The following is a 24,768-nucleotide window of genomic DNA, read 5'->3' as shown; positions in this document are numbered from 1 at the left end:
GGAGTTGGAAATGGACCTGCTGCAAGGTATCCGGACCTTCGTCCGCGTGGTGGAGCACGGCAGCTTCACCCAGGCCGCCCAGGCGCTGGGGACCTCTCCGGCGACCGTTTCGCGCCAGGTCGCCGGGCTCGAACAGGCGCTCTCGGCGCGCCTGCTGCAACGCAATACGCGCAGCGTCGTGGTGACGGAAAGCGGTCTGCGCTACTACGAGCATTGCAAGCAGATCCTACGCACGGTCGCCGCCGCCGCGGCGGACGTCGAAGACAGCCAGTCCCACGCCAGCGGTCGCCTGCGCCTCCACGCGGTGACCGAACTGGGCCTCGAGCACCTGATGCCGCTACTGGTGGACTACCTGGACGGCCATCCGGACGTCTCCGTCGACCTCACGCTGGCCCAGGGCACCCCGGCCCTGCTCGAGGAAGGCCTGGACGTGCTGATCACCCTCGGCCGAACCTTGCCGGACTCGACCCTGGTCGCCCGCGATCTCGGCCAGGTGTTCAGCGTGGTCTGTGCCGCGCCGGAATACCTGGCACGGCATGGCGTGCCACGCACGCCGGAGGACCTGCTGCGGCATCGCTGCCTGAACGTGGCCGCGCCGTCCTGCCCGCAGGGCTGGGCCTTCGTCGGCGAACGCGGCGAAACGCTGCTCGATCTCGACGAGGCGCTCAAGGTCAACCTTCCCGAGGCCGCCTGCGCCGCCGCCGCGGCCGGGCTCGGCGTCTGCCTGCTGCCCGGCTTCGTCGCCGCCCGCGCGCTACAGGAAGGCAGCCTGTTGCGGCTACTGCCGGGCCATCGACTGCATGTCCGCGAGGTGTTCGTGCTGTACTCCTCGAGGCGCTACCTGGACGCCAAGATCCGCACCTGGGTGGACTTCCTCAGGGAACGCCTGCCCCTGGCGTTCGAGCGTGACCGGGCGATCCTCGACGATCGGCGCTACGGGGCGGAAAGCCCAACCGGCGTAGCGCGCGAGACCGCGACCTAACGCCTGGGTCGATAGGTATCCTCAAAAACATATACTGGTTTTCGATTGATCGAGGGAGGAACATGGCTCATCCGAGTCACGAGGTGAATCATGCTACCGACTCTCTATATTTCCCACGGCTCACCGATGCTCGCCCTCGAACCGGGCGCCAGCGGCGTACAACTGCGCCGCCTGGCTACAGAGCTGCCGCGGCCGAAGGCGATCCTGGTGGTTTCCGCGCACTGGGAAAGCGACGACCTGCGGGTAACCGGCGCCGCGGTGCCGGATATCTGGCACGACTTCTACGGCTTTCCGCCGCCCCTCTACGCCGTGCGCTACCCGGCCAAAGGCGAGCCGGCGCTGGCACAGCGGACGATCGAACTGCTCCAGGCCGCCGACCTGCCGGCCCAGGCCGACCCACAGCGACCATTCGACCACGGCACCTGGGTGCCGCTGAGCCTGATGTACCCGCAGGCGGACATCCCGGTGCTCCAGCTGTCCCTGCCGAGCCGCCTCGGTCCGGCCCTGCAGAGCCGCGTCGGCCAGGCCCTGCGCCAACTGCGCGGGGAAGGCGTGCTGCTGATCGGTTCCGGCAGCATCACCCACAACCTGGGCGAACTGGACTGGCGCGCCGGGCCGGAAGCCATCGCGCCCTGGGCGCGGGAGTTCCGTGACTGGATGGTGGAAAAGCTCCAGGCCGACGACGAGGCCGCGCTTCACGACTACCGCCGGCAGGCGCCCTGGGCGGCGCGCAACCACCCCAGCGACGAGCACCTGCTGCCACTGTTCTTCGCCCGCGGCGCGGGCGGCGGCGGGATGCGCGTCGAGCACAGCGGCTTTACCCTGGGCTCGTTGGGGATGGATATCTATCGCTTCGATTGACAGGGTTTCTCGGGGGACTGGCGGAGAGCATCGGCTTCCCGCCGCAAGCTGGGTGGACTCGGCTGGCAGCCAGGAAATCGCGAGCGACATAGTCCTGTAGCGCGAATAACGCCATAGGCGTTATCCGCGATGTCATGGATAGGCGGCGGATCAGGGCCTCGGTATGTGTAGGTCTGACATGCACGACGTGGTGCCTGCCCTGGCGGCTGGGCGAGTCCTTTGTTTCCTTCAGGACGCTTGCCAAAGGGACTCGCCCGGGGTGACGAAACGAGAAGCCGGGGCAGGCGCGAAAAACAGTCTGGCCAGCAAACATCAAGCCCATGAAAAAGCCCCGCCGAAGCGGGGCTTTTGTTCATCGCGCTGGACCTCAGTCCTCGCGATAGCGGCGCAGGCGCAGGGCCTTGCCGGCGACGCGGGTGTCCTTGAGCTTGGTCAGCAGGCGCTCGAGATTGGCCTCGGGCAGCTCGATCAGGCTGAAGGTATCGCGAATCTGGATGCGACCGATGTCCTCGCGGGACAGGCCGCCCTCGTTGAGGATCGCGCCCAGCAGGTTCTTCGCCGCAACCCCGTCGCGCGCGCCGAGGGCAGTGCGGCAGCGGGCACGGCCTTCGCTCGGCGGCGCCATCGGACGACGCTCGCCGCTGCGCTCCGGACGCTCGCCGCGTTCGCCACGGTCGGCACGCTCGCGCGGTGCCGATGGGGTCAGCGGCTGTTCGCGGCGCACCGACTCCAGGTCCAGCGCCTTGCCGGCGGTCAGGCGTGCCAGCAATGCGGCGGCCAGGGTCTCGGCATCGCAGCCGAGGCGACGGCACAGCTCGTCGCGCACCGCGCCGCGCTGCTCGACGGCGCTGTCGAGCAAGGGCGTCAGGCTCGCGGCCAGGCGCGCCAGGCGGGCCTCCAGCACGGTCTCGGCATCCGGCAGGCGGACTTCGCCGACCTTCTGCCCGGTGACCCGCTCGATCACCTGCAGCATGCGCCGCTCGCGCGGAGTCACCAGCAACAGCGCGCGCCCTTCCCGGCCGGCACGGCCGGTACGGCCGATGCGGTGCACGTAGGACTCGGGGTCGTACGGCATGTCGATGTTCAGCACGTGGGTGATGCGCGGTACGTCCAGGCCCCGGGCGGCAACGTCGGTGGCGATGACGATGTCCAGCGAACCGTCCTTCAGCGACTCGATGACCCGCTCGCGCTGGGCCTGCGGCATGTCGCCGTTGAGCGCGGCGGCGCGGTAGCCCTGGCGCTCGAGCAATTCGGCGTAGTCGAGGGTGGCCTGCTTGGTGCGGACGAAGGCGATCAGCGCGTCGAACTGCTCGACTTCCAGCAGACGCTGGATCGAACCGGCCTTCTGGTCGGCATGGACCATCAGGTGGACCTGCTCGATGCGCGCCACGGTCTGGGTCTTGGCGGCGATCTTGACGTGCTTGGGCTGCTTCAGGTGGCGCTCGGCGATGCCACGGATGGACGCCGGCAGGGTCGCCGAGAAGAGCACGGTCTGGCGCGATTCGGGAAGCGCCTCGAAGATCACTTCCAGGTCGTCCATGAAGCCGAGCTTGAGCATCTCGTCGGCTTCGTCGAGCACCAGGCGCTGGACGGTGGCCAGCAGCTTCTCGTCGCGGCGCAGGTGGTCGCACAGGCGGCCGGGGGTAGCGACGAGGATCTGTGCGCCCTGGCGCAGGGCCTTCAGCTGCGGCCCCATGGGCGCGCCGCCGTAGACGGCGACCACGCCGACGCCCGGCAATTGCTTGGAATAGGTTTCGCAGGCGGTGGCGACCTGCAGGGCCAGCTCGCGGGTCGGCACCAGCACCAGCATCTGCGGCTCGCGGCGGCTCGGGTCGATGCGCGACAGCAGCGGCAGGGCGAACGCGGCGGTCTTGCCGGTACCGGTCTGCGCCTGGCCGATCATGTCGTGGCCTTCGAGGATCAGCGGAATCGATTGAGCCTGGATAGGCGAAGGCTCTTCGTAGCCTACGGCGACGATTGCCGCGAGCACATTGGGGTGAATACCGAGCGCGGCGAAGCCGACGGTTTCCTGAGTCATGGGTTTGCCTCGTATACATCCGCAAAGACCCATGCCCCATGGCTGCTCATGCCCTGTACGGCCGAAACGGCCACCCAGGCAGCTGGGGCGGGGATTTGCGAGATTGCTTTTGAATTAGAAGATTACGTAAAGGAAATCCGCAGAGCGGATACACAGCCAGAGCACAGCGCTCCGAAAAATGCAGGTCCTGAACGGGGTCAGTTTTGACCGGCGCGCATCATACCGGAATTTTGACGTTTGTGTGCGTTTTTTCCGACATGCGTCATCGGAGAGACTGACAATGGACATCCCGATTCCAGACGTCTATACCGACGTTGCCCGCCCCCCGCCAGGAAACCGCCGCATGAACGACACCCTCCCAGGACGCATCAGCCGCGAACGGCGCGGCCACCTGCTGCTGCTCGGCCTCGACCGCGTGGCCAAGCGCAACGCCTTCGACCTGCCGATGCTCGACGACCTGGTCGCCGCGCTCGGCGAATACGAGGCCGACGACCAGTTGCGCTGTGCCCTGCTCTTCGCCCACGGCGAGCATTTCACCGCCGGGCTGGACCTGGCCAATGTCGGCGAGACCTTCCGCCAGGGCTGGAAACTCCCCGAAGGCGCCGTCGATCCCTGGGGCCCTTCGGCGGCCGGCGTCCAAGCAAGCCGCTGGTGGTGGCCGTGCAAGGCTACTGCTACACCATCGGCATCGAACTGATGCTGGCGGCCGACATCAACCTCTGCGCCAGCAACGCGCGCTTCGCCCAGCTCGAAGTGCAGCGCGGAATCCTCCCGTTCGGTGGCGCGACACTGCGCATGCACCAGGTCGCCGGCTGGGGCAACGCCATGCGCTGGCTGCTCACCGGCGACGAATTCGACGCCCACGAAGCCTATCGTCTCGGCCTGGTGCAGGAAGTCACCGCCCCGGAGGACCTCCTCGACCACGCCATCGCCCTCGCCGAACGGGTCGCGGCCCAGGCGCCGCTGGGCGTGCGCGCCACCCTCGGCTCGGCGCGCCAGGCCCTGCTGGAAGGCGAAGCGGTCGCCGCCGCTGCGTTGCCGGAAGCCGCCAGGCGCCTGCTCGACAGCGAGGACGCCAAGGAAGGCCTGCGCGCTCTCCAGGAACGCCGCCCGGGACGCTTCGAAGGACGCTAGCCGGGCCCTTGTCCGCGCGCCCTGGCTACTGGGCCGGGCGCAGGCTGTCGATATAGCCCTGCAACGAATAGCCGAGTTGCGGCTCCAGCGCCGCGGCACGCGTCCGCAGGGCTTCCTGGTCGAGTTCGAGGGCCAGGTTCGCCGGCACCAGCATCACCACGTTGCCCTCGGCCACCGGACACTCCCAGTAATGATGGTGATAGCGCCCGCGCAGCAGCGGCGCGCCCAGCGGCTTGCCATCGGTGCCGCTCCACTGGTTGATCACCAGCCAGCCATCCTCGGCGAGGCGCTCCTGGCAGGCACCGAGGAAATTCCAGGCCAGGTGCGCGGCCGACGGGCCGGTATCGGTATAGAGGTCGAGGAAGATCAGGTCGGCCTCCGCGCATTCGCCCAGGCTCTCCAGTGCGTCGCCGATGCGCAATCGCAGGCGCGGGTCGTCGCGCAGCCCCAGATGCTCGCGGGCCAGGCGCGGAATCGCCGGGCGCAGCTCGATGGCCTCGGCCTCCTCCAGCGGCAGGTGGCGCAGGCAGGCCTGGGTCAGGCTGCCGGCACCGAAACCGAGGAACAACGCGCGACGCGGTTGCGAATGGCAGAGCCCGCCGAGCAGCATGGCGCGGGTGTAGTCGTATTCCAGCCAGGCCGGATCGGGCATGAACACGCAGCTCTGCTCGACACCGTCGCCGAACTCGAGGAAGCGATAGTCGCCGGACTCGATGACCCGGATGACCCCGTATTCGTCGCGCTCCTCGACCAGCAGACATTCTTCGCTCACCACTCACCTCCCCCCGCCGCTTCGCCGGCTATCGCCAGGCGCTCCGGCAAAAGCACCGCAGCATAGCAAAGCCGGCCCGACGATGGATTTCCGCTATTGCAACGATCGCTGGCGGCGCTGCGGCGAGCTGCTCTACCATGCCGCAATCCGCTTTCCCGAGCATTGCCAAGAGTCGTAGATGAGCCAGTCCTGGAGCCCCGAGAGCTGGAGGGCCAAGCCGATCCAGCAACAACCCGAGTACCCCGATGCCGCGCACCTGGCCAGGGTCGAGCAGACCCTCGCCGGATACCCGCCGCTGGTCTTCGCCGGCGAGGCTCGCGAGCTGCGCCGGCAGTTCGCCGAAGTCACCGCCGGACGCGCCTTCTTGCTCCAGGGCGGGGATTGCGCGGAAAGCTTCGCCGAATTTTCCGCGGCGAAGATCCGCGATACCTTCAAGGTACTGTTGCAGATGGCGGTGGTAATGACCTTCGCCGCCGGCTGCCCGGTAGTGAAGGTCGGGCGCATGGCCGGCCAGTTCGCCAAGCCGCGCTCCTCCGGCGACGAAACGCAGAACGGTGTGACCCTGCCCGCCTATCGCGGCGACATCGTCAACGGCATCGGCTTCGACGAGAAGAGCCGCGTGCCGGACCCGGAGCGCCTGTTGCAGGCCTACCACCAGTCCACCGCCAGCCTCAACCTGTTGCGCGCCTTCGCCCAGGGCGGCTTCGCCGACCTGCACCAGGTGCACCGCTGGAACCTCGATTTCATCGCCAACTCGGCGCTGGCCGAGCGCTACCAGCAACTCGCCGACCGCATCGACGAGACCCTCGCCTTCATGCGCGCCTGCGGCCTGGACAGCGCGCCGCAGCTCCGCGAAACCAGCTTCTTCACCGCCCACGAAGCGCTCCTGCTGAACTACGAGGAAGCCCTGACCCGCCGCGACAGCCTGACCGGCGAGTGGTACGACTGCTCGGCGCACATGCTCTGGATCGGCGACCGCACCCGCCAGCTCGACGGCGCTCATGTCGAGATGCTGCGCGGCGTGGGCAATCCGATCGGGGTCAAGGTCGGGCCGAGCATGGACAGCGAAGAGCTGATCCGCCTGATCGATATTCTCAACCCGGACAACGATCCGGGCCGCCTCAACCTGATCGTGCGGATGGGTGCCGACAAGGTCGGCGACCACCTGCCGCGCCTGATCCAGGCCATCCAGCGCGAGGGCCGCCAGGTGCTGTGGAGTTCCGATCCGATGCACGGCAATACCATCAAGGCCTCCAGCGGCTACAAGACCCGCGACTTCGCCCGCGTGCTCGCCGAAGTCCGCCAGTTCTTCGAAGTGCACCAGGCCGAAGGCAGCTACGCCGGCGGCATCCACATCGAGATGACCGGGCAGAACGTCACCGAGTGCATCGGCGGTTCGCGACCGATCACCGAAGACGGCCTCAGCGACCGCTACCACACCCACTGCGACCCGCGGCTGAACGCCGACCAGTCGCTGGAGCTGGCCTTCCTGATCGCCGAAACCCTGAAGCAGGTGCGCCGCTGAGCGCGCCGCGGCCGCTCCCGCCGCCCGGCGGGAGCGCTCGCTAGAGCAGCACCCCGCGCAAGCGTACCGCCAACTCCCCGCGCCCCTCGATCGCCACCGTCGCCAGGCCCAGCCAGGCGGCCATGCTGCGCAGTTGCTCGGCCAGCTCGTGCAGGGCGGCATCGTCCATGCCGTTCGCCTCGGCATGCAACGCATGCACCGCCAGGCGCTCGCGCGCCCGCTCGGCGCGGAGGTCGACGCGGCCGACCAGACGGCCGTTGTACAGGAATGGCAGCACGTAGTAGCCGTACACGCGTTTTTCCTTCGGCGTGTAGATCTCCAGGCGATAGCGGAAATCGAACAGGCGCTCGGCCCGCGCCCGCTCCCAGACCAACGAGTCGAAGGGCGAGAGCAAGGCACTGGCGCCTAGCCGCCGCGGCACCTGCGGTTCGCCGGGGCAGTAGGCCGGCTGGCTCCAGCCCTCGACCCGGACCGGCAGCAGCTCGCCAGCCTCCACCAGTTCGGCGAGGCGCGCGCGGCTCTGCGCCGGGCTCAGCCGATAGTAGTCGCGCAGGTCCTTTTCGGTGGCCACGCCCAGGGCGCTCGCCGCCATCCGCAACAGCTCGCGCTGGGCCTGTGCCTCCGAAAGCTCGGGACGCGCCAGCAATTCCGCGGGAAACACTCGCTCCGGCAGGTCATAGAGCCGCTCGAAGCCGCGCCGTCCGGCCACCGTCAGCTCGCCGGCGGCGAACAGCCATTCCAGCGCATGCTTTTCCGCGCTCCAGTCCCACCAGGGACCGGCCCGCTCCTGCCGCGTGCTCAGGCTGCCGGCACCTAGCGCACCTTGCTCGCGCACCGCCTGCAACACCTGGCGGATCAGTGGCTGCTGTTCCCGGCCGAAACGTGCCAGTTGCTGGTAGATGCCCTGGCCGTCGGCGGCCTGGCGCATCCGCCAGCGCATCAACGGGTAGTGTTCCAGCGGCAGCAGCGAGGCCTCGTGCCCCCAGTATTCGAACAACTGGCGGTGACGGCCGACACTCCAGGCCGCCTCGTCGAGCAGCGTCATGGAGTAGGGACCGAGACGGGAAAACAGCGGCAGGTAGTGCGAGCGCACCAGCGCATTCACCGAATCGATCTGCAACAGGCCAAGGCGCGCGAGCATTTCGCGCAGATGCCGCCGCTGCACGCTGCGGCGCGTCCGCCGACCGTCGAAGCCCTGCGCGGCCAGGGCCAGGCGGCGGGCTTCGGCGAGGGAAAGCGAAAGACTCATGGAGCGCCCCAGTCGATGAAGGAGACTGCGAGTCTATCGCGCCTCCGCCGCCGTGCCAGCCTGGCGCGCCGCTGCGGTTCGCTCAATGCCGACGCAGCGGGTCGTCCCAGAAATGCCGCTCGCCCTCCTGGAAGATATCCGCCCGACTCAGGCCGAGGTCCTTCAGCGCTTCGTCGCTCATCCTCAGCAGTTCCCGGCGCTCGCGGGCCAACTGCAACCAGCGCCGCCAGCGACGCCACAACGACGGCGCAGCGGTCGAGGCGGGATGGGATGCAGCGTGGAAGTGACTGCCGAAATAATCCTGTTGACCTTTCATCGTCTTGCCCTCCGTTCGGGATAGGCACAGTGTCCCGCCAGGCATAGGATCAATCCAACGAATCATTCTTATGCAATGCATCTTGGAGATTGATGAATGAGCTACCAGCCCGGCATCGATACGGAATTGCTCCGCACCTTCGTCGCCATCGCCGAGCACGGTGGTTTCACCCGCGCCGCGGAGGCGGTGAATCGCACCCAGTCGGCGGTCAGCATGCAGATGAAGCGGCTCGAAGAGGACGTCCTGCAGCGCTCGCTGTTCGAGCGCGACGGAAGGCAGACCCGCCTCACCGCCGAAGGCCAGGTGCTGCTCGGCTATGCCCGGCGGATCCTCAAGCTGCACGGCGAGGTGTTCAACACCCTGCGCCGCCCGCACATGGTCGGCTCGGTGCGCATCGGCACCCCGGACGACTACGTGATGCGCTTCCTCCCGGCGATCCTGTCGCGCTTCGCCGAAGCCTATCCGCTGGTGCAGGTCGAGGTGCATTGCGACACCTCGCTCAACCTGCTGGCGCGCAACGACCTCGACCTGTCCATCGTCACCCGCGAGCCGGGCACAGAGATCGGCCAGTTGCTGCGCCAGGAGCCCTTCGTCTGGATGGCCGCCGAGGGCTTCTGCCCCCACGACCAGCGGCCGATCCCGCTGGCCATGTTCAACACCACCTGCTTTTGCCGGGCCTGGGCCTGCAACGCCCTGGAGGCGGCGGAACTGGACTACCGCATCGCCTACAGCAGCCCCAGCCTGTCGGCGCTGTTCGCGGTGGTCAGCGCCGGCCTCGCCGTGACCGTGCAACTGCGCAGCCTGCTCACCGGCAACCTGCGCATCCTCGACGAGAGCGAGGGCCTGCCCGCCCTGCCCTCGGCCAGCATCATGCTGATGCGCAACCCGCACAGCCAGTCACCGGTCACCGAGAAGCTCGCCGAATACATCGGCGAGGGCTTCCGTCTCTGACTCAACCGCGCACCAGCAGGAGCACCGCGCACAATGCGAGGAAGGCGCAGAAGGCCATGCGCAGGCTGCGCTCGGGCAAGGCGTGGGCCAGCCTCACGCCCCAGGAAATGCTCAGCAGGCCGCCCAGCGCCAGGGGGATCCCCATCCGCCAGTCGACATGGCCGTGCATGGCATAGGTCCCCAGCGCCACCGCCGTGCTCGGCGCGGCCAGGGCCAGCGCGAGGCCCTGGGCGACGACCTGGGCGAGGCCGAACACCGAAGTCAGCACCGGTGTCGCCAGCACCCCGCCACCGACCCCGAAAAGCCCGCCGAGCGAGCCCGCGCCAAGGCCCAGCACGCCCATCCAGGGCAAACCGTAGCGCGGCGTCGCGCCGCCCTGCGGCGGGCGCCGGAACAGGCGCCAGAACATGTAGCCGGCCAGCGCCAGGAGGAAGATCACGAACGCTTCGCGCATCCGCGCCGCATCGATCCGCGCGGCCACGCTGGACGCCAGGAACGCGCAAAGCAGGCCGGTCAGGGCAAGGACTCCGGCCTGGCGCGGATCGATGCGGTTGCGCTGGTGGTAGCGCCACAACGCCAGCACCACGTTCGGTACCACCATCACCAGCGCGGTACCCTGCGCCAGTTGCTGGTCGAGACCGAAGATCACCCCCAGCGCCGGGATCGCCAGCAAGCCGCCGCCTATCCCGAACAGACCGCCCAGGCAACCGAGCACCATCCCCAGCAGGAAATCGAGAAATACATCCAGCATGTCAGCCCCTCTTTCGACGCCTCCATGCTAGGCAAGCGTGGCTGGATGGGAAACGCACAAGAAAGCACAATGGCTATGCCAATTACGCAAAGGCATGAGCATGTTGCCCGATACCCTCAGCGAACAGTTCGTTCTCTACCTCGATGTCCTCGATGGCGGCAGCTTCTCCGCCGCTGCGCGCAAGCACCCGCTCACCCCGTCCGCCGTGGCGCGCCGGATGGACGCCCTGGAACGCGCCGTCGGCAGCACTCTGCTGGTGCGCACCACCCATGCGGTGCGCGCTACTCCGGCCGGCCTGGCCTTCGCCGACCGCGCCCGGCGGATCGTCACCGAACTGCGCCTGGCCCGTGCCGAAGCGGTGTCCCTGAGCACCGCGCCGCAGGGCCTGATCCGTATCGATGCGCCGGTGCCCTTCGGCCGCCGCCACCTGGCCCCGGCGGTCGCCGACTTCCTCAAGGCCAACCCCGGCCTCGACGTGCAATTGCGCCTGATCGGCAGCTTCATCGACCTGCAGGGCGAACATCTCGGCGAGGTCGACCTGGTGTTGCGCGCCGGCCCGCTACCCGACAGCCGCCTGGTGGCCACCTCGCTGGCGCCGATGGTGCGGGTGGTCTGCGCCAGCCCGGAATACCTGCGCGAACACGGCGTTCCCGCATCCCCAGGCGAACTGCCGGAGCATGCCGGCATCGATTGGGACAACCTGTCGCCACCCTATGCCTGGCGCTTCCAGCACGACGGCAAGCTCCAGCACCTGCGGCCGAAACGGGCGCGGCTGGCCACCAATAACGCCGAAGCGATGGTCGACGCGGCGCTGGCCGGCCTCGGCATCGCCCACCTGCCGACCTGGTTGTGCAGCGAGTACCTGCTGCGCGGCGAACTGCAGGCGCTGTTCTGCGACGACGGCTTGCCCGCCGCCGAGCCCACCTGCATCTATGCCCTGCGCCTGGAACGCGAAGCCAGTTCGCGAACCCGTCTGCTGCTGGCTTTCCTCCGCGAGCGCTTCGGCTTTCCGCCGCCCTGGGACCAGGCCCTGCAGCAGCGTCTCGGCGAGCGCTGAGGACACCACCCGGCGGGAAACCTGGAAAGCCAATAGCCACTACGCTAAATTCATGCACAGTGCCCTACTTACTTGGAAGACAGCCATGTCCCGACTGCCCACCACCCCTTGCGAGCAGCTCAAGCTGGACAACCAGCTGTGCTTCGCCCTGTATTCCACCTCGCTGCAGATGACCAAGGTCTACAAGCCCCTGCTGCAAGCGCTCGGCCTCACCTATCCGCAGTACATCGCCATGCTGGTGCTGTGGGAACGCGACGGCCTGACCGTGGGCGAAATCAGCGCACGCATGCTTACCGACCCGGGATCGCTCACGCCTCTGCTCAAGCGCCTGGAGGGCGAAGGTCTGATTACCCGCACTCGCAGCAGCGAAGACGAGCGGGTAGTCCTGCTGCGCCTGACCGACAAGGGCCGCGCCCTGCAGCGACAGGCCGAGAGCATTCCCGCCTGCATCTTGGAGAGTACCGGCCTCGACTTGCCACAACTGGTCGCCCTAAAGGATGAGCTGCTGGCCCTGCGCGGCAACCTGCAAGCACCGGATTGAGGGGCTTATACCTACCTGTCTGGTTTTTATCGCCAAATCTTCCAACGATTTATCTTGCGCACAAAATAACATGGCGATAAATTTCACTTCACGCACTTACTTAGCGCGCAAGAACTTAACGTACAAATCAGACAGGTGACCCTCATGCAAACCATCAAGGCTCTCTACACCGCAACCGCAACCGCCACCGGAGGCCGTGACGGCCGTGCGGTATCCTCGGACGGCGTGCTCGACGTGAAACTCAGCACTCCGCGCGAACTGGGCGGCCAGGGCGGCGCGGCCACCAACCCGGAACAACTGTTCGCCGCCGGCTACTCCGCCTGCTTCATCGGAGCCCTGAAGTTCGTTGCCGGCCAGCGCAAGCAGACCCTTCCCGCCGACGCCTCGATAACCGGCAAGGTCGGCATCGGCCAGATTCCCGGCGGCTTCGGCCTGGAGGTCGAACTGCACATCAACCTGCCGGGCCTGGAGCGCGAAGCCGCCGAAGCGCTGGTAGCCGCCGCCCACCAGGTCTGCCCCTACTCCAACGCTACCCGCGGCAATATCGACGTACGCCTGAACGTGTCGGTCTGAAGCTTCCGACTCTCCGCGCCGCGGCGGCGGACAGCGGAAACGAAAAAGCCCGGCGAATGCCGGGCTTTTTCTCGTCGCACGAAAGGATCAGGCCTTGACGCGGGACTTGTACTCGCCGGTGCGGGTATCGATCTCGATCGAGTCGCCGATTTCGCAGAACGCGGAAACCTGCAGCTCGGCGCCGTTGTTCAGGCGCGCGGTCTTCATCACCTTGCCCGAGGTGTCGCCGCGGACGGCCGGCTCGGTGTAGGCGATCTGGCGAACGATGGTGGTCGGCAGCTCTACCGAGATCACCTTGTCGTTGTAGAACACGGCTTCGCAGATGTCGGTCATGCCGTCTTCGATGAAGGTCAGCACGCCTTCCAGATCGTCTTTCTCGATCTCGTACTGGTTGAACTCGCTGTCCATGAAGACGTACAGCGGGTCGGCGAAGTAGGAGTAGGTCACTTCCTTGCGATCGAGGATGATCGGCTCCAGCTTGTCGTCGGCCTTGAACACGGTCTCGGTACCGGCGCCGGTCAGCAGGTTCTTCAGCTTCATCTTGACGACGGCAGCGTTACGGCCGGACTTGTTGAACTCGGCCTTCTGGATGACCCAGGGAGCGCCATTGATGTTGGCAACCTGGCCGGCGCGGAACTCTTGAGCGGTTTTCATACGAATATCCGATGGATGAAAGACAAAAAATCAGGCCGCGTATCATAGCCAATCTGCGTAAAATTGCACCAGCCTTGCCGCAAGATCCGGACGCATGCCCTGTTCGTCGGCCCAGCGCTGCGCTTCCCGACGCCACTCGGGCAGTTGCCTCTCCAGCCCCTCCCAGGCCCCGGCAAGTCCACCGCCGGCGTTCCACGCCAGCCAGAAGGTGCGCAGGTTTTCCGCCAGGTCGGCGGGCAGGCCGGCGCAATAGAGTTCGAGGAATGCCTCGAGCTTCGCCAGGTGCGCCTCCTCTTCCTGTCTATAGATGTGCCAGAGCAGCGGCCGTCCCGCCCACTGCGCGCGAACGAAGGAATCCTCGCCGCGCACCGCGTTCAGGTCGCAGCACCACAACAGGCGATCGTAGTCGTCCTGCGCCATGAACGGCAGCACCTGGACCCGCAACGCGTCGCGCACGTGGACGTCCCCGACGGCCAGGGTAGCCACCCGCAGCCAATCGGCGACATCCGCCAGCACCCGCCCCTCCGGCACCAGCAGCAGGCTCGGCTGGCGGGCGTCGCGCAGTTGTTCCAGCCAACCAGGCAGCGCCGGGTTTTCGTAGGCAAACAGCGAAATCAGTCGCTCGCCAACCTTCCGCCGCACGCCGAGGGAGGCGAGAAACTCATCCTGCGCCGAGACGGAGGCCTGGAAACGGCGCCGACGTTCCAGCAGGCCGGCCTCGCGCAACAGGCCGCCACTGGGCTCGCGGAACCCGGGAAAGAAGAAGTACTTGGAAAGCCCGCACGCCTGCAGCGACGGCAATGCGTGGCAACTGCCGATCCATTCCTCGGCACTCAGGTACTCCAGGTTCAGCCACAGGGACGGCCGCTTGCGCTCGCGCATGGCCTGCCGGTGCGCCTCCGGCAGTTCGCAGGCGAAGGCCTCTATCACCACATCGGCGGCCGCCACCGGTGCCCACGGTCGGCCCCAGGCACGCACTTCGACCCCATCCAGGCACTGCACGTGCGCCGCCGGGTCCGCCCGCGGACAGATCCGGGCGAAGGCCTGCGGCTCGTCCACCCACAGGCGCACGGCCTGACCGTGCTCGGCGGCCAGTTGGCGAGCCAGGCGCCAGGTGACGCCGATGTCGCCATAGTTGTCGACCACGCTACAGAAAATGTCCCAGCTCGCCATCCGCCTCTCCTCTTCGTGCCCGGCAGTCTACCAAGGCACCCCGCGGACTTTCCTCCGACGACCTAAGCCGATGAAAAAGTTAAAAAAATATTTGCCAAGCGGGAAATGTTCGAGTAAATTGCGCGCCTCGACAGACACGGCGCTGTCGAGAACCTGGTGAGGTGTCCGAGTGGTTGAAGGAGCACGCCTGGAAAGTGTGTATACGGGAAACCGTATCGAGGGTTCGAATCCCTCCCTCACCGCCAGATCGCAAGAAGGCCCGGCTAATCAAGTTAGCCGGGCCTTTTTCATTTCCGCACCAATACTTACGGCATTTCCGGCAACATGCTGGCAACTTAGTTGTTACTTGCCACTCCCCGCCAAGTCGATAAGCGCCAGCCACTCCGGCGGAACATTCTCGACAACCCGGCAGCCCTCATCCCCCGCCTCTTGCAGCAACTCTACCCAAGGTCCGGGAAATTGCTTACTTGCGCCGCACGCTGGATATTTTTTGAACAAACGACACTCCAACTACTGCTAAAGTCGGGGGGACTAAAAAAAAAGTTGCTCGGCTTGCGCTTGGTCAGTTTACTTACTACAAGTAATGGGTAGTATGTAGCCGGCTAATTTCCCCGGCTGGGGAGATTGCTGTTATGGAAATGTCCACCTTAAGGGGAACACGATGAACAACGTTCTGAAATTCTCTGCTCTGGCTCTGGCTGCTGTTCTGGCCACCGGTTGCAGCAGCCACTCCAAAGAAACCGAAGCTCGTCTGACCGCTACCGAAGACGCAGCTGCTCGTGCTCAGGCTCGCGCTGACGAAGCCTATCGCAAGGCTGACGAAGCTCTGGGCGCTGCTCAGAAAGCTCAGCAGACCGCTGACGAGGCTAACGAGCGTGCCCTGCGCATGCTGGAAAAAGCCAGCCGCAAGTAATAGGTCTCACGACCTGTTGAAAACCGGTCCCTCGGGGCCGGTTTTTTTATGCCTGCGTTTCGCCGGGCATGAAAAAACCCGCGTCCCTTGCGGGTACGCGGGCCTCTGCCTCGACGCTCTCCGTCAGGGCGTAAGCTGGGTAGGATCGCTATCCACCGTCGCGGTCATCGCCGGCGCCGATTCCTGGGCGATTTCCACCGGCACGCCATCCTCCGAGGCCACCACTTCGCGGACCACGTCCCAGTTCAACTGGATACGCTTGGCCAGGTCGTCGCGCTTGAGCAGGGTGTTGATCACCGCGGTGTGCTTGTCCACCACCGACGGGTCGCCATGGTCGTTCAGCGGCGTATGCGCCTCCAGGTAGACCTTGCCGTTGCTCACGCCGAACTTGTAGGGCTCGTTGATGATACGCACGCTGGTGCCGACGCTGATCATCGAGAACAGGTGGGTCACGTCGGCGTTGTACATGCGGAAGCAGCCATGGCTGGTGCGGGTGCCGATGCCGAACTTCTTGTTCGAACCATGGATCAGGTAGCCCGGCACGCCCAGGGTCAGCTTGTACGGCCCCAGCGGATTGTCCGGGCCCGGCGGCACCACGGTCGGCAGCGGATCGCCATCGGCGGCGTGCTCGGCGCGGATCGAGGCCGGCGGATACCAGGCCGGGTCCTTGGTCTTGGCGGTGATGCGGGTGTTCGCGATCGGCGAACCCCAGCCCTCGCGGCCGATGCCCAGCGGATAGGTGTGCACCACGTTCTGCCCTTTCGGGTAGTAGTACAGGCGGTATTCGGCCAGGTTGATCACCACGCCTTCGCGCGGGCCAGGCGGCAGCACGAAGCGGGTAGGGATGATCACCTCGGTGCCGACGCCCGGCAGCCAGGGATCGACACCGGGGTTGGCGGCGACCATTTCGCTGTAGCCCAGGTTGTACTGCTCGCCGAGGTCGGCGAAAGTGTCCTCGTACTTGGCCTTGATCACCTGGACCTGGCCGACGACGTCCTCGCCCGGAGGCGGGAGCTGCAGTTCCAGGGCCGATGCGGAGCCGGCCGAAAGCAGCGCGGCGAAAGACAGTGAGACAACGGGTACGCGCGACAACATTCCGGAGAATCCTTGGCGAGTGCGATGAAGGAGTAGGAAAGACAGTGTAACACCCCGCCAGGTTTCACCGGGAGGGCTCAGACCAACCAGGACAGGCGCTCCCCGCGCTTTTCCGCCTCCAGTTGTTTCCGGCAATCGGGACACAGCAGCCGGTCGCGCAGACGCGCCCGTTCCAGCGGCTGCCAGCGCGGCTGGGCCGGCAGCAGCTTGCCGCAAAGCGTGCGGTCCGCCGGGGTATCCAGCTCCAGCTGACGCGCCACCACATGCACCCGGACCTCGCGACAGGCGAACAGGTCCAGCTGATCGTCGGGCTCGATCAGTTGATAGGCGTAGAGGGTCCAGGCGGGACGCGGCATGGGGGGCTCCTGAGGGGTGCGCAACCTTAGCCGAAAGCGGTTTCCCGGGGAAGTCTCAAAGCAGCGGTTTCAGCGTCGGCCAGACATTTTCCAGGAGCCTCGGCTGGGCGGCGAGCGCCGGATGGATGCCATCCGCCTGCATCATCCCCTGGACCCCGCCGACCCCTTCGAGGAAAAACGGCACCAGGGCGGTCTTTTCCTGCGCCGCGACCGCGCCGTAGACCCTGGAAAAGGCCTCGATGTAGCGCGGGCCGTAGTTCGGTGGCAACTGGATACCCAGCAGCAGCACCTTCGCTCCTTCCGCCCGGGCCTTTTGCGCCATGCTGGCAAGATTCTGTTGCAATTGCGCCGGTGCCATTCCGCGCAGCCCGTCGTTGCCTCCCAGCTCGATCACCACCAGCGCCGGCTTCTCCTCGGCAAGCAGCGCCGGCAGGCGCGCCAGGCCGCCCGCGGAGGTGTCGCCGCTGATCGAGGCGTTCACCACCCGGTAGTCGTAACCTTCGTCGGCGAGGCGCTTCTGCAACAGGGCGACCCAGCCCTGGCTGGTATCCAGTCCCAAAGCGGCGCTGATACTATCGCCCACGACCAACAGCGTCTGCGCCGCGGCCTGCTGGGTCAGCAGGACCAGGGCCAGGCAGCCGCTCAACAGCAATGCACGCATCGGAACCTCCATGAGCGCCAGCATTCTCAACGCGCAGAACCTTAGCAAGGTTGTCGGTAGCGCGGAAGGCAAGTTGACCATCCTTCACGACCTCTCCCTCGACCTCGCCCGCGGCGACAGCCTGGCGATCGTCGGCAGCTCCGGCTCCGGCAAGTCGACCCTGCTCGGCCTGCTCGCCGGGCTCGACCAGCCCAGCGGCGGCGAGGTCCGTCTAGCCGGGCACGCCCTCGGCGACCTCGACGAGGACCAGCGGGCGCGCGTCCGCGCGGCCCATGTAGGCTTCGTGTTCCAGTCGTTCCAGTTGCTCGACAGCCTCGATGCGCTGGAGAACGTGATGCTGCCCCTGGAACTGGAAGGCCGCGCCGACGCTCGCCAGCGCGCCAGAGAACTGCTTGAGCGAGTCGGCCTCGGCCAACGCCTGGGCCACTATCCGCGCCAGCTCTCCGGCGGCGAGCAGCAGCGGGTCGCCATTGCCCGTGCCTTCGCGGCGCAGCCGGACGTGCTGTTCGCCGACGAACCCACCGGCAACCTCGACAGCGCCACCGGCGAGCGGATCAGCGATCTGCTCTTCGAACTCAACCGCGAACGCGGTACCACCCTGGTCCTGGTTACCCACGACGAGCGTCTGGCGCATCGCTGCCGGCGCCTGATCCGTCTGGAAAGCGGACGCCTGATCGACCGGGTCGAACCCTGATGAAGCCGGTGCCCCTCTCCCGCCTGCTGAGCCTCGCCGGTCGCCAATTGTTCCGCGAGTCGCGCAGCGGCGAGCTGCGCGTGCTGTTCTTCGCCCTGCTGATCGCGGTCGCCTCGAGCACCGCCATCGGCTATTTCAGCGCCCGCCTGAACGGCGCCATGCTCGCCCGCGCCGCCGAGTTCCTCGGCGCCGACCTGGTGCTCAACGGTACCCAGCCGGCAAGCGCCGAACAGATCGAACGCGGCACCCGTCTGGGCCTGCGCCACGCCGACAGCGTCGAGTTTTCCAGCGTGATCGCCACCGACCAGGGCATCCAGCTCAGCAGCATCAAGGCGGTCGGCGACCGCTACCCCCTGCGCGGCCAGCTCAAGAGCGCTGCCGCGCCGTTCGCCGCCGAGCAGGCCGGCGGTCGTCCGCAGGCGGGCGAGGTATGGGTCGAATCGCGCCTGCTGGTCAGCCTCGACCTGAAGGTCGGCGACAGCATCGAGATCGGCCGCAAGCCGCTGCGCATCGCGCGCATCCTTACCTACGAGCCGGACCGCGCCGGCGACTTCTACAGCCTGACGCCCCGCGCCATGATGAGCCTGGCCGACCTCGATGCCACCGGGGTGGTCCAGCCGGGCAGCCGGGTGCGCTACCGCGATCTGTGGGAAGGCCCGCCGGAAGCCCTCCAGGCCTATCGCCAGCAGGTCAAGGGCAGCCTCGCCGCCAACCAGCGCCTGCAGGATGCCCGCGACGGCAACCGCCAGGTGGGCGATGCCCTCGGCCGCGCCGAGCGCTACCTGAACCTGGCCAGCCTGGCCGCGGTGCTGCTCGCCGGCGTCGCCGTGGCGCTGTCCGCCGCCCGTTTCGCTGCACGGCGCTACGACGCCAGCGCGCTGCTGCGCTGCCTCGGTCTGTCGCGCAGCGAAACCCTGCTCCTCTACGCGCTGCAACTGTTGCTGCTGGGCCTGCTCGCCAGCGCCATCGGCGCCCTGCTCGGCTGGTTGGCGCAGCTCGGCCTGTTCCGCCTGCTCGCCACGCTGCTGCCGCCGGACGTACCAGCCGGCGGCCTGTTCCCCGCCTTCGCCGGGATCGCCACCGGCCTGGTAGCGCTGGCCGGCTTCGCCCTGCCGCCGCTGGCAGCCCTGGGCCGGGTACCGCCGTTGCGGGTCCTGCGCAGCGACCTGCTGCCGGTGCCGATGCGCACCTGGATGGCCTACGCCTGCGCCCTGCTCGCCCTGGGCCTGATCATGTGGCGGTTGAGTCTCGACCTGAAGCTGACCCTCGCCCTGCTCGGCGGCGGCCTGGTCGCCACGCTGGTGCTCGGCGCCCTCCTGCTGCTCGGCCTGAACGGCCTGCGCCGGGCACTGGCGCGTGCCAGCCTGCCATGGCGGCTGGGACTCGGCCAGTTGTTGCGGCACCCGCTGGCCGCCGCCGGACAGAGCCTGGCCTTCGGCCTGATCCTGCTGGCCATGGCCCTGATCGCCCTGCTTCGCGGCGAACTACTGGATACCTGGCAGGCCCAGTTGCCGCCGGACGCCCCCAACCATTTCGCCCTGAACATCCTGCCGACGGAAAAGGACGCCTTCGAACGTCGCGTGCAAAAGCTCTCCCCCGGCGCCGAGCCGCTGTTCCCCATGGTTCCCGGGCGCCTGGTAGCGGTGAACGGCAAGCCGGTCCAGGCGCTCGACGAAGACGTGCGCAGCGAGCGTGCCCTGCAGCGCGACCTCGGCCTGACCTGGTCGGAGCGACTGCCCTCCGGCAACCAGCTCACCGCCGGACGCTGGTGGAGCGCGCCGCAGCCGGGGGCCCTGCCGGGCGTGTCGGTGGAAGAGAAGCTGGCCGCCAACCTGCGTATCCAGGTCGGCGACCGGCTCACCTTCAGCGTCGCCGGGCAGAATCGCGAGGTCCAGGTCCAGAGCCTGCGCAAGGTGAAGTGGGACAATTTCCAGCCGAACTTCTTCATGGTCTTCCAGCCCGGCACCCTGACCGACCTGCCGGTGACCTACCTGACCAGCTTCTACCTGCCGGCCAGCCAGGAACGCGACCTGATCGAACTGGCCCGCGCCTTCCCCACCGTCACCCTGCTGCCGGTAGACGCCCTGCTGAGCCAGCTGCGGAGCATCCTCGACCAGGTCACCCTGGCCGTGGAGTACGTGCTGGTGTTCGTTCTCGCGGCGGGCTTCGTGGTGCTCTTCGCCGGTCTCCAGGCGACCCTCGACGAGCGCGTGCGCCAGGGTGCCCTGCTGCGCGCGCTGGGTGCCGAGCGCGAGTTGCTGCAACGTACCCGGCGGGTCGAGTTCGCCCTGCTCGGCGCAGTCAGCGGCCTGCTCGCGGCGCTCGGCTGCGAGGCGGTCAGCCTGCTGCTCTACCGACTGGTCTTCGACCTGCCGTGGCAAGCGCACCCCTGGTTGCTCGCGCTGCCTCTGGTAGGCGCCGTGCTGGTAGGCGGCGCCGGCCTGCTGGGTACCCGTCGCGCCCTCAACAGCAGCCCGCTGCGGGTCCTGCGCGAGGGCTGATCGGATACACTGGCAGGCTTTCATCCGTTCATTTGTGGAACCACCCGAACCATGAGTCGCTATCGTCCACCGCGCACCGCCGGCACCCCGCTGATCACTCCGGAGGGCGCCGCGCGGTTACGCGCAGAGCTGCATGAACTCTGGCACGTGCGCCGTCCCCAGGTGACCCAGGCGGTCAGCGAAGCCGCCGCCCTCGGCGATCGCTCGGAAAACGCCGAATACATCTACGGCAAGAAGATGCTGCGCGAGATCGACAGTCGCGTGCGCTTCCTGCGCAAGCGCCTGGAGAACCTAAAAGTGGTCGGCGAGCGGCCGGCGGATCCGAACCGGGTGTACTTCGGCGCCTGGGTGACCCTGGAAGACGAAGACGGCGAGCAGGCCCGCTATCGCATCGTCGGCCCCGACGAACTGGACCTGCGCAACAACCAGATCAGCATCGACTCGCCGCTCGCCCGCGCACTGGTCGGCAAGGAGCTGGACGCCGAGGTGCTGGTGCGCACCCCGGCCGGGGAAAAGCTCTGGTTCGTCGTTGAGATCGAGTATCCGCCGGCGCCCTGAGAGGCCACGCGCTCAGCGCAGGATGCGGCGGGTGATCAGGCCCTGGCGGGCGACCCGGATCAGTTGCCGGACCACCAGGTCCAGGTCTTCCGCCTCGGGGGCCTGGACCACGGCGAAGTCGAACGCGTCGCTGGGGAAGCGCGCCAGGTCCTTGCCGTCCTGGGCGAACTGGATAAGGAAGGTACGCGAACCGTTCCAGCGCTTCGGCCAGCCTTCGAGGTAACGGACGAGGGTCGGCTGGTGCGGGCCGCTGAGGAGAATCCTCGGGTTCCGCCGGACCAGGCCGGTGGTGATGGGTGCCAGGCGCAATTGCGTGCTGGGACAGGTCATGACGTCATGTCTCCGCCTCTTCGGTCCCGCTGGACAGCGGTGAGAGGCAACACCGAGCCAGCGCTTTAGCGGTATTTCGGCTGCTGCCGGGCGCCCCGCAAGTTGCTGTTTAAATCGGCGCACGCGCATCCTAGAAAAGCCGCATGGAGACTGTCAAGAAACACGCGGAGGCGCCCATGCCCGATCGCTCTCTTCGCCTGTTCTTCGCCCTGCCCTGCCCACCTCCCCTCGCCGAGCGGATCGGCCGGTGGCGCGATGACCGGCCACTGCCCGGACGCCAGGTGGCGACGGCGAACCTGCACCTGACCCTGGCCTTCCTCGGGCAGGTCCCGTCCGCTCGGCTCGAGGCCCTGCTGGACATGGCCGCGGCCATCGAGGCCGCGCCCTTCGACCTGTATCTCGACCGCCTGCTGCGCTGGAGAAACGGCATCCTGCTGCTGGCCCCCAGCCAACCGCCCGGCGCCCTCCTGCGCCTGCGCCGCGCCCTGCGCTCCGGCCTTGCCGAACTGGAGCTGCCCGTGGAAACCCGCTCATTCAGCGCCCATCTGACCCTGGCTCGCGATGCCGCGCCGCTGGAGGACGCCCCGCCACCCCCAACCTTCGTATGGCAGGTCGACCATTTCAGCCTGTTTTGCTCGCAAAACGACGCAGCGGGCGTGCGCTACCGCACACTCGGTCGCTGGGCGTTGTGCGGGGAAGATTCAAACGAGCGTTTCGCGCCGTAACAACCCGCCTCTTCCGCTCTGCCACGCAGGTTATGACCGGCCGCCAGGAAGCCGCGGATTTCCTGGCCTGGAGGAAAAAAGCCGAAGCTGGCACGGTTCCTGCGCAAGGGACAGCGAAGCGGTTCTCCCGGAAGGATTCGGGCGATGGCTGGCAGGACGCGCCCCTCGGCCCCATCAACCTGAGATGAGAACAACATGAAGAAGAAGTCTCTGCTCCCCCTCGGCCTGGCCATCGGCCTCGCCTCTCTCGCTGCCAGCCCTCTGATCCAGGCCAGCACCTACACCCAGACCAAATACCCCATCGTGCTGGCCCACGGCATGCTCGGCTTCGACAATATCCTCGGCGTCGACTACTGGTTCGGCATTCCCAGCGCCTTGCGCCGTGACGGTGCCCAGGTCTACGTCACCGAAGTCAGCCAGTTGGACACCTCGGAAGTCCGCGGCGAGCAGTTGCTGCAACAGGTGGAGGAAATCGTCGCCCTCAGCGGCCAGCCCAAGGTCAACCTGATCGGCCACAGCCACGGCGGGCCGACCATCCGCTACGTCGCCGCCGTACGTCCCGACCTGATCGCTTCCGCCACCAGCGTCGGCGCCCCGCACAAGGGTTCGGACACCGCCGACTTCCTGCGCCAGATCCCACCGGGTTCGGCCGGCGAGGCAGTCCTCTCCGGGCTGGTCAACAGCCTCGGCGCGCTGATCAGCTTCCTTTCCAGCGGCAGCACCGGTACGCAGAATTCACTGGGCTCGCTGGAGTCGCTGAACAGCGAGGGTGCCGCGCGCTTCAACGCCAAGTACCCGCAGGGCATCCCCACCTCGGCCTGCGGCGAAGGCGCCTACAAGGTCAACGGCGTGAGCTATTACTCCTGGAGCGGTTCCTCGCCGCTGACCAACTTCCTCGATCCGAGCGACGCCTTCCTCGGCGCCTCGTCGCTGACCTTCAAGAACGGCACCGCCAACGACGGCCTGGTCGGCACCTGCAGTTCGCACCTGGGCATGGTGATCCGCGACAACTACCGGATGAACCACCTGGACGAGGTGAACCAGGTCTTCGGCCTCACCAGCCTGTTCGAGACCAGCCCGGTCAGCGTCTACCGCCAGCACGCCAACCGCCTGAAGAACGCCAGCCTGTAGGACCCCGGCCGGGGCCTCGGCCCCGGCCCTTTCCCGGAAGCCCCCTCGCGTGAAGAAAATCCTCCTGCTGATTCCACTGGCGTTCGCCGCCAGCCTGGCCTGGTTCGTCTGGCTGGAACCTTCCCCCGCACCCGAGACGGCGCCCCCGGCCAGCGCGCAGGCGGGCGCAGTCCACGCCCCGCCAGCAGCCTCCGCGGGAGAAGCGGTGCCGGCCCCCCAGGTCATGCCGGCCAAGGTCGCGCCGCTGCCAACCTCCTTCAGGGGCACCAGCGTCGATGGCAGTTTCAGTGTCGACGCCAGCGGCAACCTGCTGATCACCCGCGACATCCGCAACCTGTTCGACTACTTCCTCAGCGCCGTCGGCGAAGAGCCCCTGCAGCAAAGCCTGGACCGCCTGCGCGCCTACATCGCCGCCGAACTCCAGGAGCCGGCGCGCGGCCAGGCGTTGGCGCTGATGCAGCAATACATCGACTACAAGAAGGAACTGGTGCTGCTCGAACGCGACCTGCCGCGCCTGGCCGACCTCGACGCCCTGCGCCAGCGGGAAGCCGCGGTGAAAGCCCTGCGCGCGCGGATCTTCAGCAACGAAGCGCACGTGGCGTTCTTCGCCGACGAGGAAACCTACAACCAGTTCACCCTGGAGCGCCTGGCGATCCGCCAGGACGGCAAGCTCAGCGCCGAGGAAAAGGCCGCCGCCATCGACCGCCTGCGCGCCAGCCTGCCGGAAGACCAGCAGGAAAGCGTGCTGCCGCAACTGCAAAGCGAACTGCAGCAGCAGACCGCCGCCCTCCAGGCCGCTGGCGCCGGCCCGGAAGCCATCCGCCAGATGCGTCAGCAACTGGTGGGCGCCGAAGCCACCACCCGCCTGGAGCAACTCGATCGGCAACGCTCGGCCTGGAAGGGCCGGCTGGACGACTATTTCGCCGAGAAGAGCCGGATCGAAGGCAATACCGGGCTGAGCGAAGCCGACCGCCGCGCGGCGGTCGAACGCCTGGCCGAGGAGCGCTTCAGCGAACAGGAACGCTTGCGCCTGGGCGCGCTGGAACAGATGCGCCAGGCCGAGCAGCGCTGACCGACACGGAAACGCCAAGAACGCGGCGAAGGGCGCTTCGGCGGATAACGCTACCCTCAGGGGTGCAGCCCTGGCGTGGCCGGCGAGGCGGAAACCTTGTGCTGCGCGCCGCAACGAAAAAGGGCGGCCACCCGAAGGTGTCCGCCCTTTTTCGT

The 24,768-nt window shown here is 67.3% G+C and carries 25 protein-coding genes, 1 tRNA gene and 1 pseudogene; 16 read left to right on the top strand and 11 right to left on the bottom strand.

Features of this window, described 5'->3' with window-relative positions:
* Window positions 1–10 precede the first annotated feature (10 nt).
* Together HMPREF2716_RS19985 and HMPREF2716_RS19980 are read left to right on the top strand one after the other, a co-directional pair.
* Entirely contained in the window at window positions 11–982 is a 972-nt protein-coding gene (locus tag HMPREF2716_RS19985) for a LysR family transcriptional regulator (RefSeq protein WP_031801019.1), read from the top strand.
* 90 nt (window positions 983–1,072) lie between these two features.
* Window positions 1,073–1,843, top strand: a complete 771-nt coding sequence (locus tag HMPREF2716_RS19980; RefSeq protein WP_070621991.1) for a DODA-type extradiol aromatic ring-opening family dioxygenase — start codon at window positions 1,073–1,075, stop codon at window positions 1,841–1,843.
* A 367-nt stretch (window positions 1,844–2,210) separates the two neighbouring features.
* Here HMPREF2716_RS19980 and HMPREF2716_RS19975 read toward each other — a convergent pair whose 3' ends face one another.
* A complete protein-coding gene (locus HMPREF2716_RS19975; protein WP_003119873.1) occupies window positions 2,211–3,914 on the bottom strand; it encodes a DEAD/DEAH box helicase in 1,704 nt (567 codons plus the stop codon).
* 310 nt (window positions 3,915–4,224) lie between these two features.
* Here HMPREF2716_RS19975 and HMPREF2716_RS19970 point away from each other — a divergent pair.
* A pseudogene (locus HMPREF2716_RS19970) lies at window positions 4,225–5,015 on the top strand (crotonase/enoyl-CoA hydratase family protein).
* Window positions 5,016–5,040: 25 nt separating this feature from the next.
* Here HMPREF2716_RS19970 and HMPREF2716_RS19965 read toward each other — a convergent pair.
* Window positions 5,041–5,790: a spermidine synthase gene (locus tag HMPREF2716_RS19965; RefSeq protein WP_031753328.1), complete on the bottom strand. Its 750-nt coding sequence runs from the start codon at window positions 5,788–5,790 to the stop codon at window positions 5,041–5,043.
* Window positions 5,791–5,965: 175 nt separating this feature from the next.
* On the opposite strand from HMPREF2716_RS19965, the gene HMPREF2716_RS19960 reads away from it, so the two are divergent.
* The gene (locus tag HMPREF2716_RS19960) at window positions 5,966–7,312 is read left to right on the top strand and encodes a class II 3-deoxy-7-phosphoheptulonate synthase (protein ID WP_003117352.1); all 1,347 of its coding nucleotides are present in this window, start codon (window positions 5,966–5,968) and stop codon (window positions 7,310–7,312) included.
* Between the two features lie 40 nt (window positions 7,313–7,352).
* Here the strand turns inward: HMPREF2716_RS19960 and HMPREF2716_RS19955 are convergent, their stop codons facing one another.
* Both HMPREF2716_RS19955 and HMPREF2716_RS19950 read right to left on the bottom strand, forming a co-directional pair.
* On the bottom strand, window positions 7,353–8,561 hold the full coding sequence (locus HMPREF2716_RS19955) for a winged helix-turn-helix domain-containing protein (RefSeq protein ID WP_003110986.1): 1,209 nt from the start codon (window positions 8,559–8,561) through the stop codon (window positions 7,353–7,355).
* An 82-nt stretch (window positions 8,562–8,643) separates the two neighbouring features.
* Window positions 8,644–8,877, bottom strand: coding sequence for a DUF1127 domain-containing protein (locus HMPREF2716_RS19950; RefSeq protein WP_003104163.1), 234 nt, complete (start codon window positions 8,875–8,877; stop codon window positions 8,644–8,646).
* A gap of 96 nt (window positions 8,878–8,973) precedes the next feature.
* Between HMPREF2716_RS19950 and HMPREF2716_RS19945 the strand changes: the two genes are divergently transcribed.
* Window positions 8,974–9,828, top strand: a complete 855-nt coding sequence (locus tag HMPREF2716_RS19945; protein WP_003090936.1) for a LysR substrate-binding domain-containing protein — start codon at window positions 8,974–8,976, stop codon at window positions 9,826–9,828.
* A gap of 1 nt (window position 9,829) precedes the next feature.
* On the opposite strand, the gene HMPREF2716_RS19940 is transcribed toward HMPREF2716_RS19945, so the two are convergent.
* A complete protein-coding gene (locus HMPREF2716_RS19940) occupies window positions 9,830–10,579 on the bottom strand; it encodes a sulfite exporter TauE/SafE family protein (RefSeq protein WP_003114755.1) in 750 nt (249 codons plus the stop codon).
* A gap of 100 nt (window positions 10,580–10,679) precedes the next feature.
* Here HMPREF2716_RS19940 and HMPREF2716_RS19935 point away from each other — a divergent pair, with 100 nt between their 5' ends.
* The 3 genes from HMPREF2716_RS19935 (at window position 10,680) to ohrR (HMPREF2716_RS19925) (ending at window position 12,750) form a co-directional block, all read left to right on the top strand.
* Entirely contained in the window at window positions 10,680–11,636 is a 957-nt protein-coding gene (locus HMPREF2716_RS19935) for a LysR family transcriptional regulator (RefSeq protein WP_003104167.1), read from the top strand.
* A gap of 85 nt (window positions 11,637–11,721) precedes the next feature.
* Window positions 11,722–12,177, top strand: a complete 456-nt coding sequence (ohrR, locus tag HMPREF2716_RS19930) for a hydroperoxide stress response transcriptional regulator OhrR (protein WP_003090940.1) — start codon at window positions 11,722–11,724, stop codon at window positions 12,175–12,177.
* Window positions 12,178–12,321: 144 nt separating this feature from the next.
* Window positions 12,322–12,750: an organic hydroperoxide resistance protein OhrR gene (ohrR, locus tag HMPREF2716_RS19925; protein ID WP_003104171.1), complete on the top strand. Its 429-nt coding sequence runs from the start codon at window positions 12,322–12,324 to the stop codon at window positions 12,748–12,750.
* Window positions 12,751–12,837: 87 nt separating this feature from the next.
* On the opposite strand, the gene efp is transcribed toward ohrR (HMPREF2716_RS19925), so the two are convergent.
* Window positions 12,838–13,404 carry an elongation factor P gene (efp, locus tag HMPREF2716_RS19920; RefSeq protein WP_003090942.1) on the bottom strand — a complete coding sequence of 189 codons (567 nt, stop codon included), beginning with the start codon at window positions 13,402–13,404 and terminating at the stop codon, window positions 12,838–12,840.
* Between the two features lie 42 nt (window positions 13,405–13,446).
* Entirely contained in the window at window positions 13,447–14,577 is a 1,131-nt protein-coding gene (earP, locus tag HMPREF2716_RS19915; protein ID WP_003143720.1) for an elongation factor P maturation arginine rhamnosyltransferase EarP, read from the bottom strand.
* A gap of 155 nt (window positions 14,578–14,732) precedes the next feature.
* Between earP and HMPREF2716_RS19910 the strand changes: the two genes are divergently transcribed.
* Window positions 14,733–14,822: transfer RNA gene (locus HMPREF2716_RS19910), tRNA-Ser, on the top strand.
* A 416-nt stretch (window positions 14,823–15,238) separates the two neighbouring features.
* Window positions 15,239–15,490, top strand: coding sequence for an outer membrane lipoprotei OprI (gene oprI / locus HMPREF2716_RS19905; protein WP_003090944.1), 252 nt, complete (start codon window positions 15,239–15,241; stop codon window positions 15,488–15,490).
* Window positions 15,491–15,613: 123 nt separating this feature from the next.
* On the opposite strand, the gene HMPREF2716_RS19900 is transcribed toward oprI, so the two are convergent.
* From HMPREF2716_RS19900 to tesA, 3 genes are all read right to left on the bottom strand, one after another.
* Window positions 15,614–16,585, bottom strand: a complete 972-nt coding sequence (locus tag HMPREF2716_RS19900) for a L,D-transpeptidase family protein (protein ID WP_003090946.1) — start codon at window positions 16,583–16,585, stop codon at window positions 15,614–15,616.
* 77 nt (window positions 16,586–16,662) lie between these two features.
* Window positions 16,663–16,941, bottom strand: coding sequence for a hypothetical protein (locus tag HMPREF2716_RS19895; protein WP_003090947.1), 279 nt, complete (start codon window positions 16,939–16,941; stop codon window positions 16,663–16,665).
* 55 nt (window positions 16,942–16,996) lie between these two features.
* A complete protein-coding gene (tesA, locus tag HMPREF2716_RS19890; RefSeq protein ID WP_003114753.1) occupies window positions 16,997–17,602 on the bottom strand; it encodes an esterase TesA in 606 nt (201 codons plus the stop codon).
* Between the two features lie 10 nt (window positions 17,603–17,612).
* Here tesA and HMPREF2716_RS19885 point away from each other — a divergent pair, with 10 nt between their 5' ends.
* The 3 genes from HMPREF2716_RS19885 to greB are packed head-to-tail and all read left to right on the top strand — an operon-like array spanning window position 17,613 to window position 21,355.
* On the top strand, window positions 17,613–18,296 hold the full coding sequence (locus HMPREF2716_RS19885; RefSeq protein WP_003119866.1) for an ABC transporter ATP-binding protein: 684 nt from the start codon (window positions 17,613–17,615) through the stop codon (window positions 18,294–18,296).
* Between the two features lie 8 nt (window positions 18,297–18,304).
* Window positions 18,305–20,797, top strand: coding sequence for an ABC transporter permease (locus HMPREF2716_RS19880; RefSeq protein ID WP_003122524.1), 2,493 nt, complete (start codon window positions 18,305–18,307; stop codon window positions 20,795–20,797).
* Between the two features lie 51 nt (window positions 20,798–20,848).
* A complete protein-coding gene (gene greB / locus HMPREF2716_RS19875; protein WP_003090951.1) occupies window positions 20,849–21,355 on the top strand; it encodes a transcription elongation factor GreB in 507 nt (168 codons plus the stop codon).
* 12 nt (window positions 21,356–21,367) lie between these two features.
* Here the strand turns inward: greB and HMPREF2716_RS19870 are convergent, their stop codons facing one another.
* Entirely contained in the window at window positions 21,368–21,685 is a 318-nt protein-coding gene (locus HMPREF2716_RS19870; protein WP_003104187.1) for a hypothetical protein, read from the bottom strand.
* Between the two features lie 143 nt (window positions 21,686–21,828).
* Between HMPREF2716_RS19870 and thpR the strand changes: the two genes are divergently transcribed.
* From thpR to HMPREF2716_RS19855, 3 genes are all read left to right on the top strand, one after another.
* Complete coding sequence (thpR, locus tag HMPREF2716_RS19865) at window positions 21,829–22,410, top strand: RNA 2',3'-cyclic phosphodiesterase (RefSeq protein WP_225037444.1); 582 nt, start codon at window positions 21,829–21,831, stop codon at window positions 22,408–22,410.
* Window positions 22,411–22,605: 195 nt separating this feature from the next.
* Window positions 22,606–23,541 (top strand): triacylglycerol lipase, encoded by a 936-nt coding sequence (gene lipA / locus HMPREF2716_RS19860; protein ID WP_003090955.1) that lies wholly within the window; start codon window positions 22,606–22,608, stop codon window positions 23,539–23,541.
* 49 nt (window positions 23,542–23,590) lie between these two features.
* Window positions 23,591–24,613 (top strand): lipase secretion chaperone, encoded by a 1,023-nt coding sequence (locus HMPREF2716_RS19855; protein ID WP_003160579.1) that lies wholly within the window; start codon window positions 23,591–23,593, stop codon window positions 24,611–24,613.
* The last annotated feature ends 155 nt before the right edge of the window (window positions 24,614–24,768 follow it).

The organism is Pseudomonas sp. HMSC076A11, from assembly GCF_001810205.1.
Taxonomy (GTDB): domain Bacteria; phylum Pseudomonadota; class Gammaproteobacteria; order Pseudomonadales; family Pseudomonadaceae; genus Pseudomonas; species Pseudomonas aeruginosa.
This window is presented reverse-complemented; position numbering and strand designations above follow the sequence as displayed.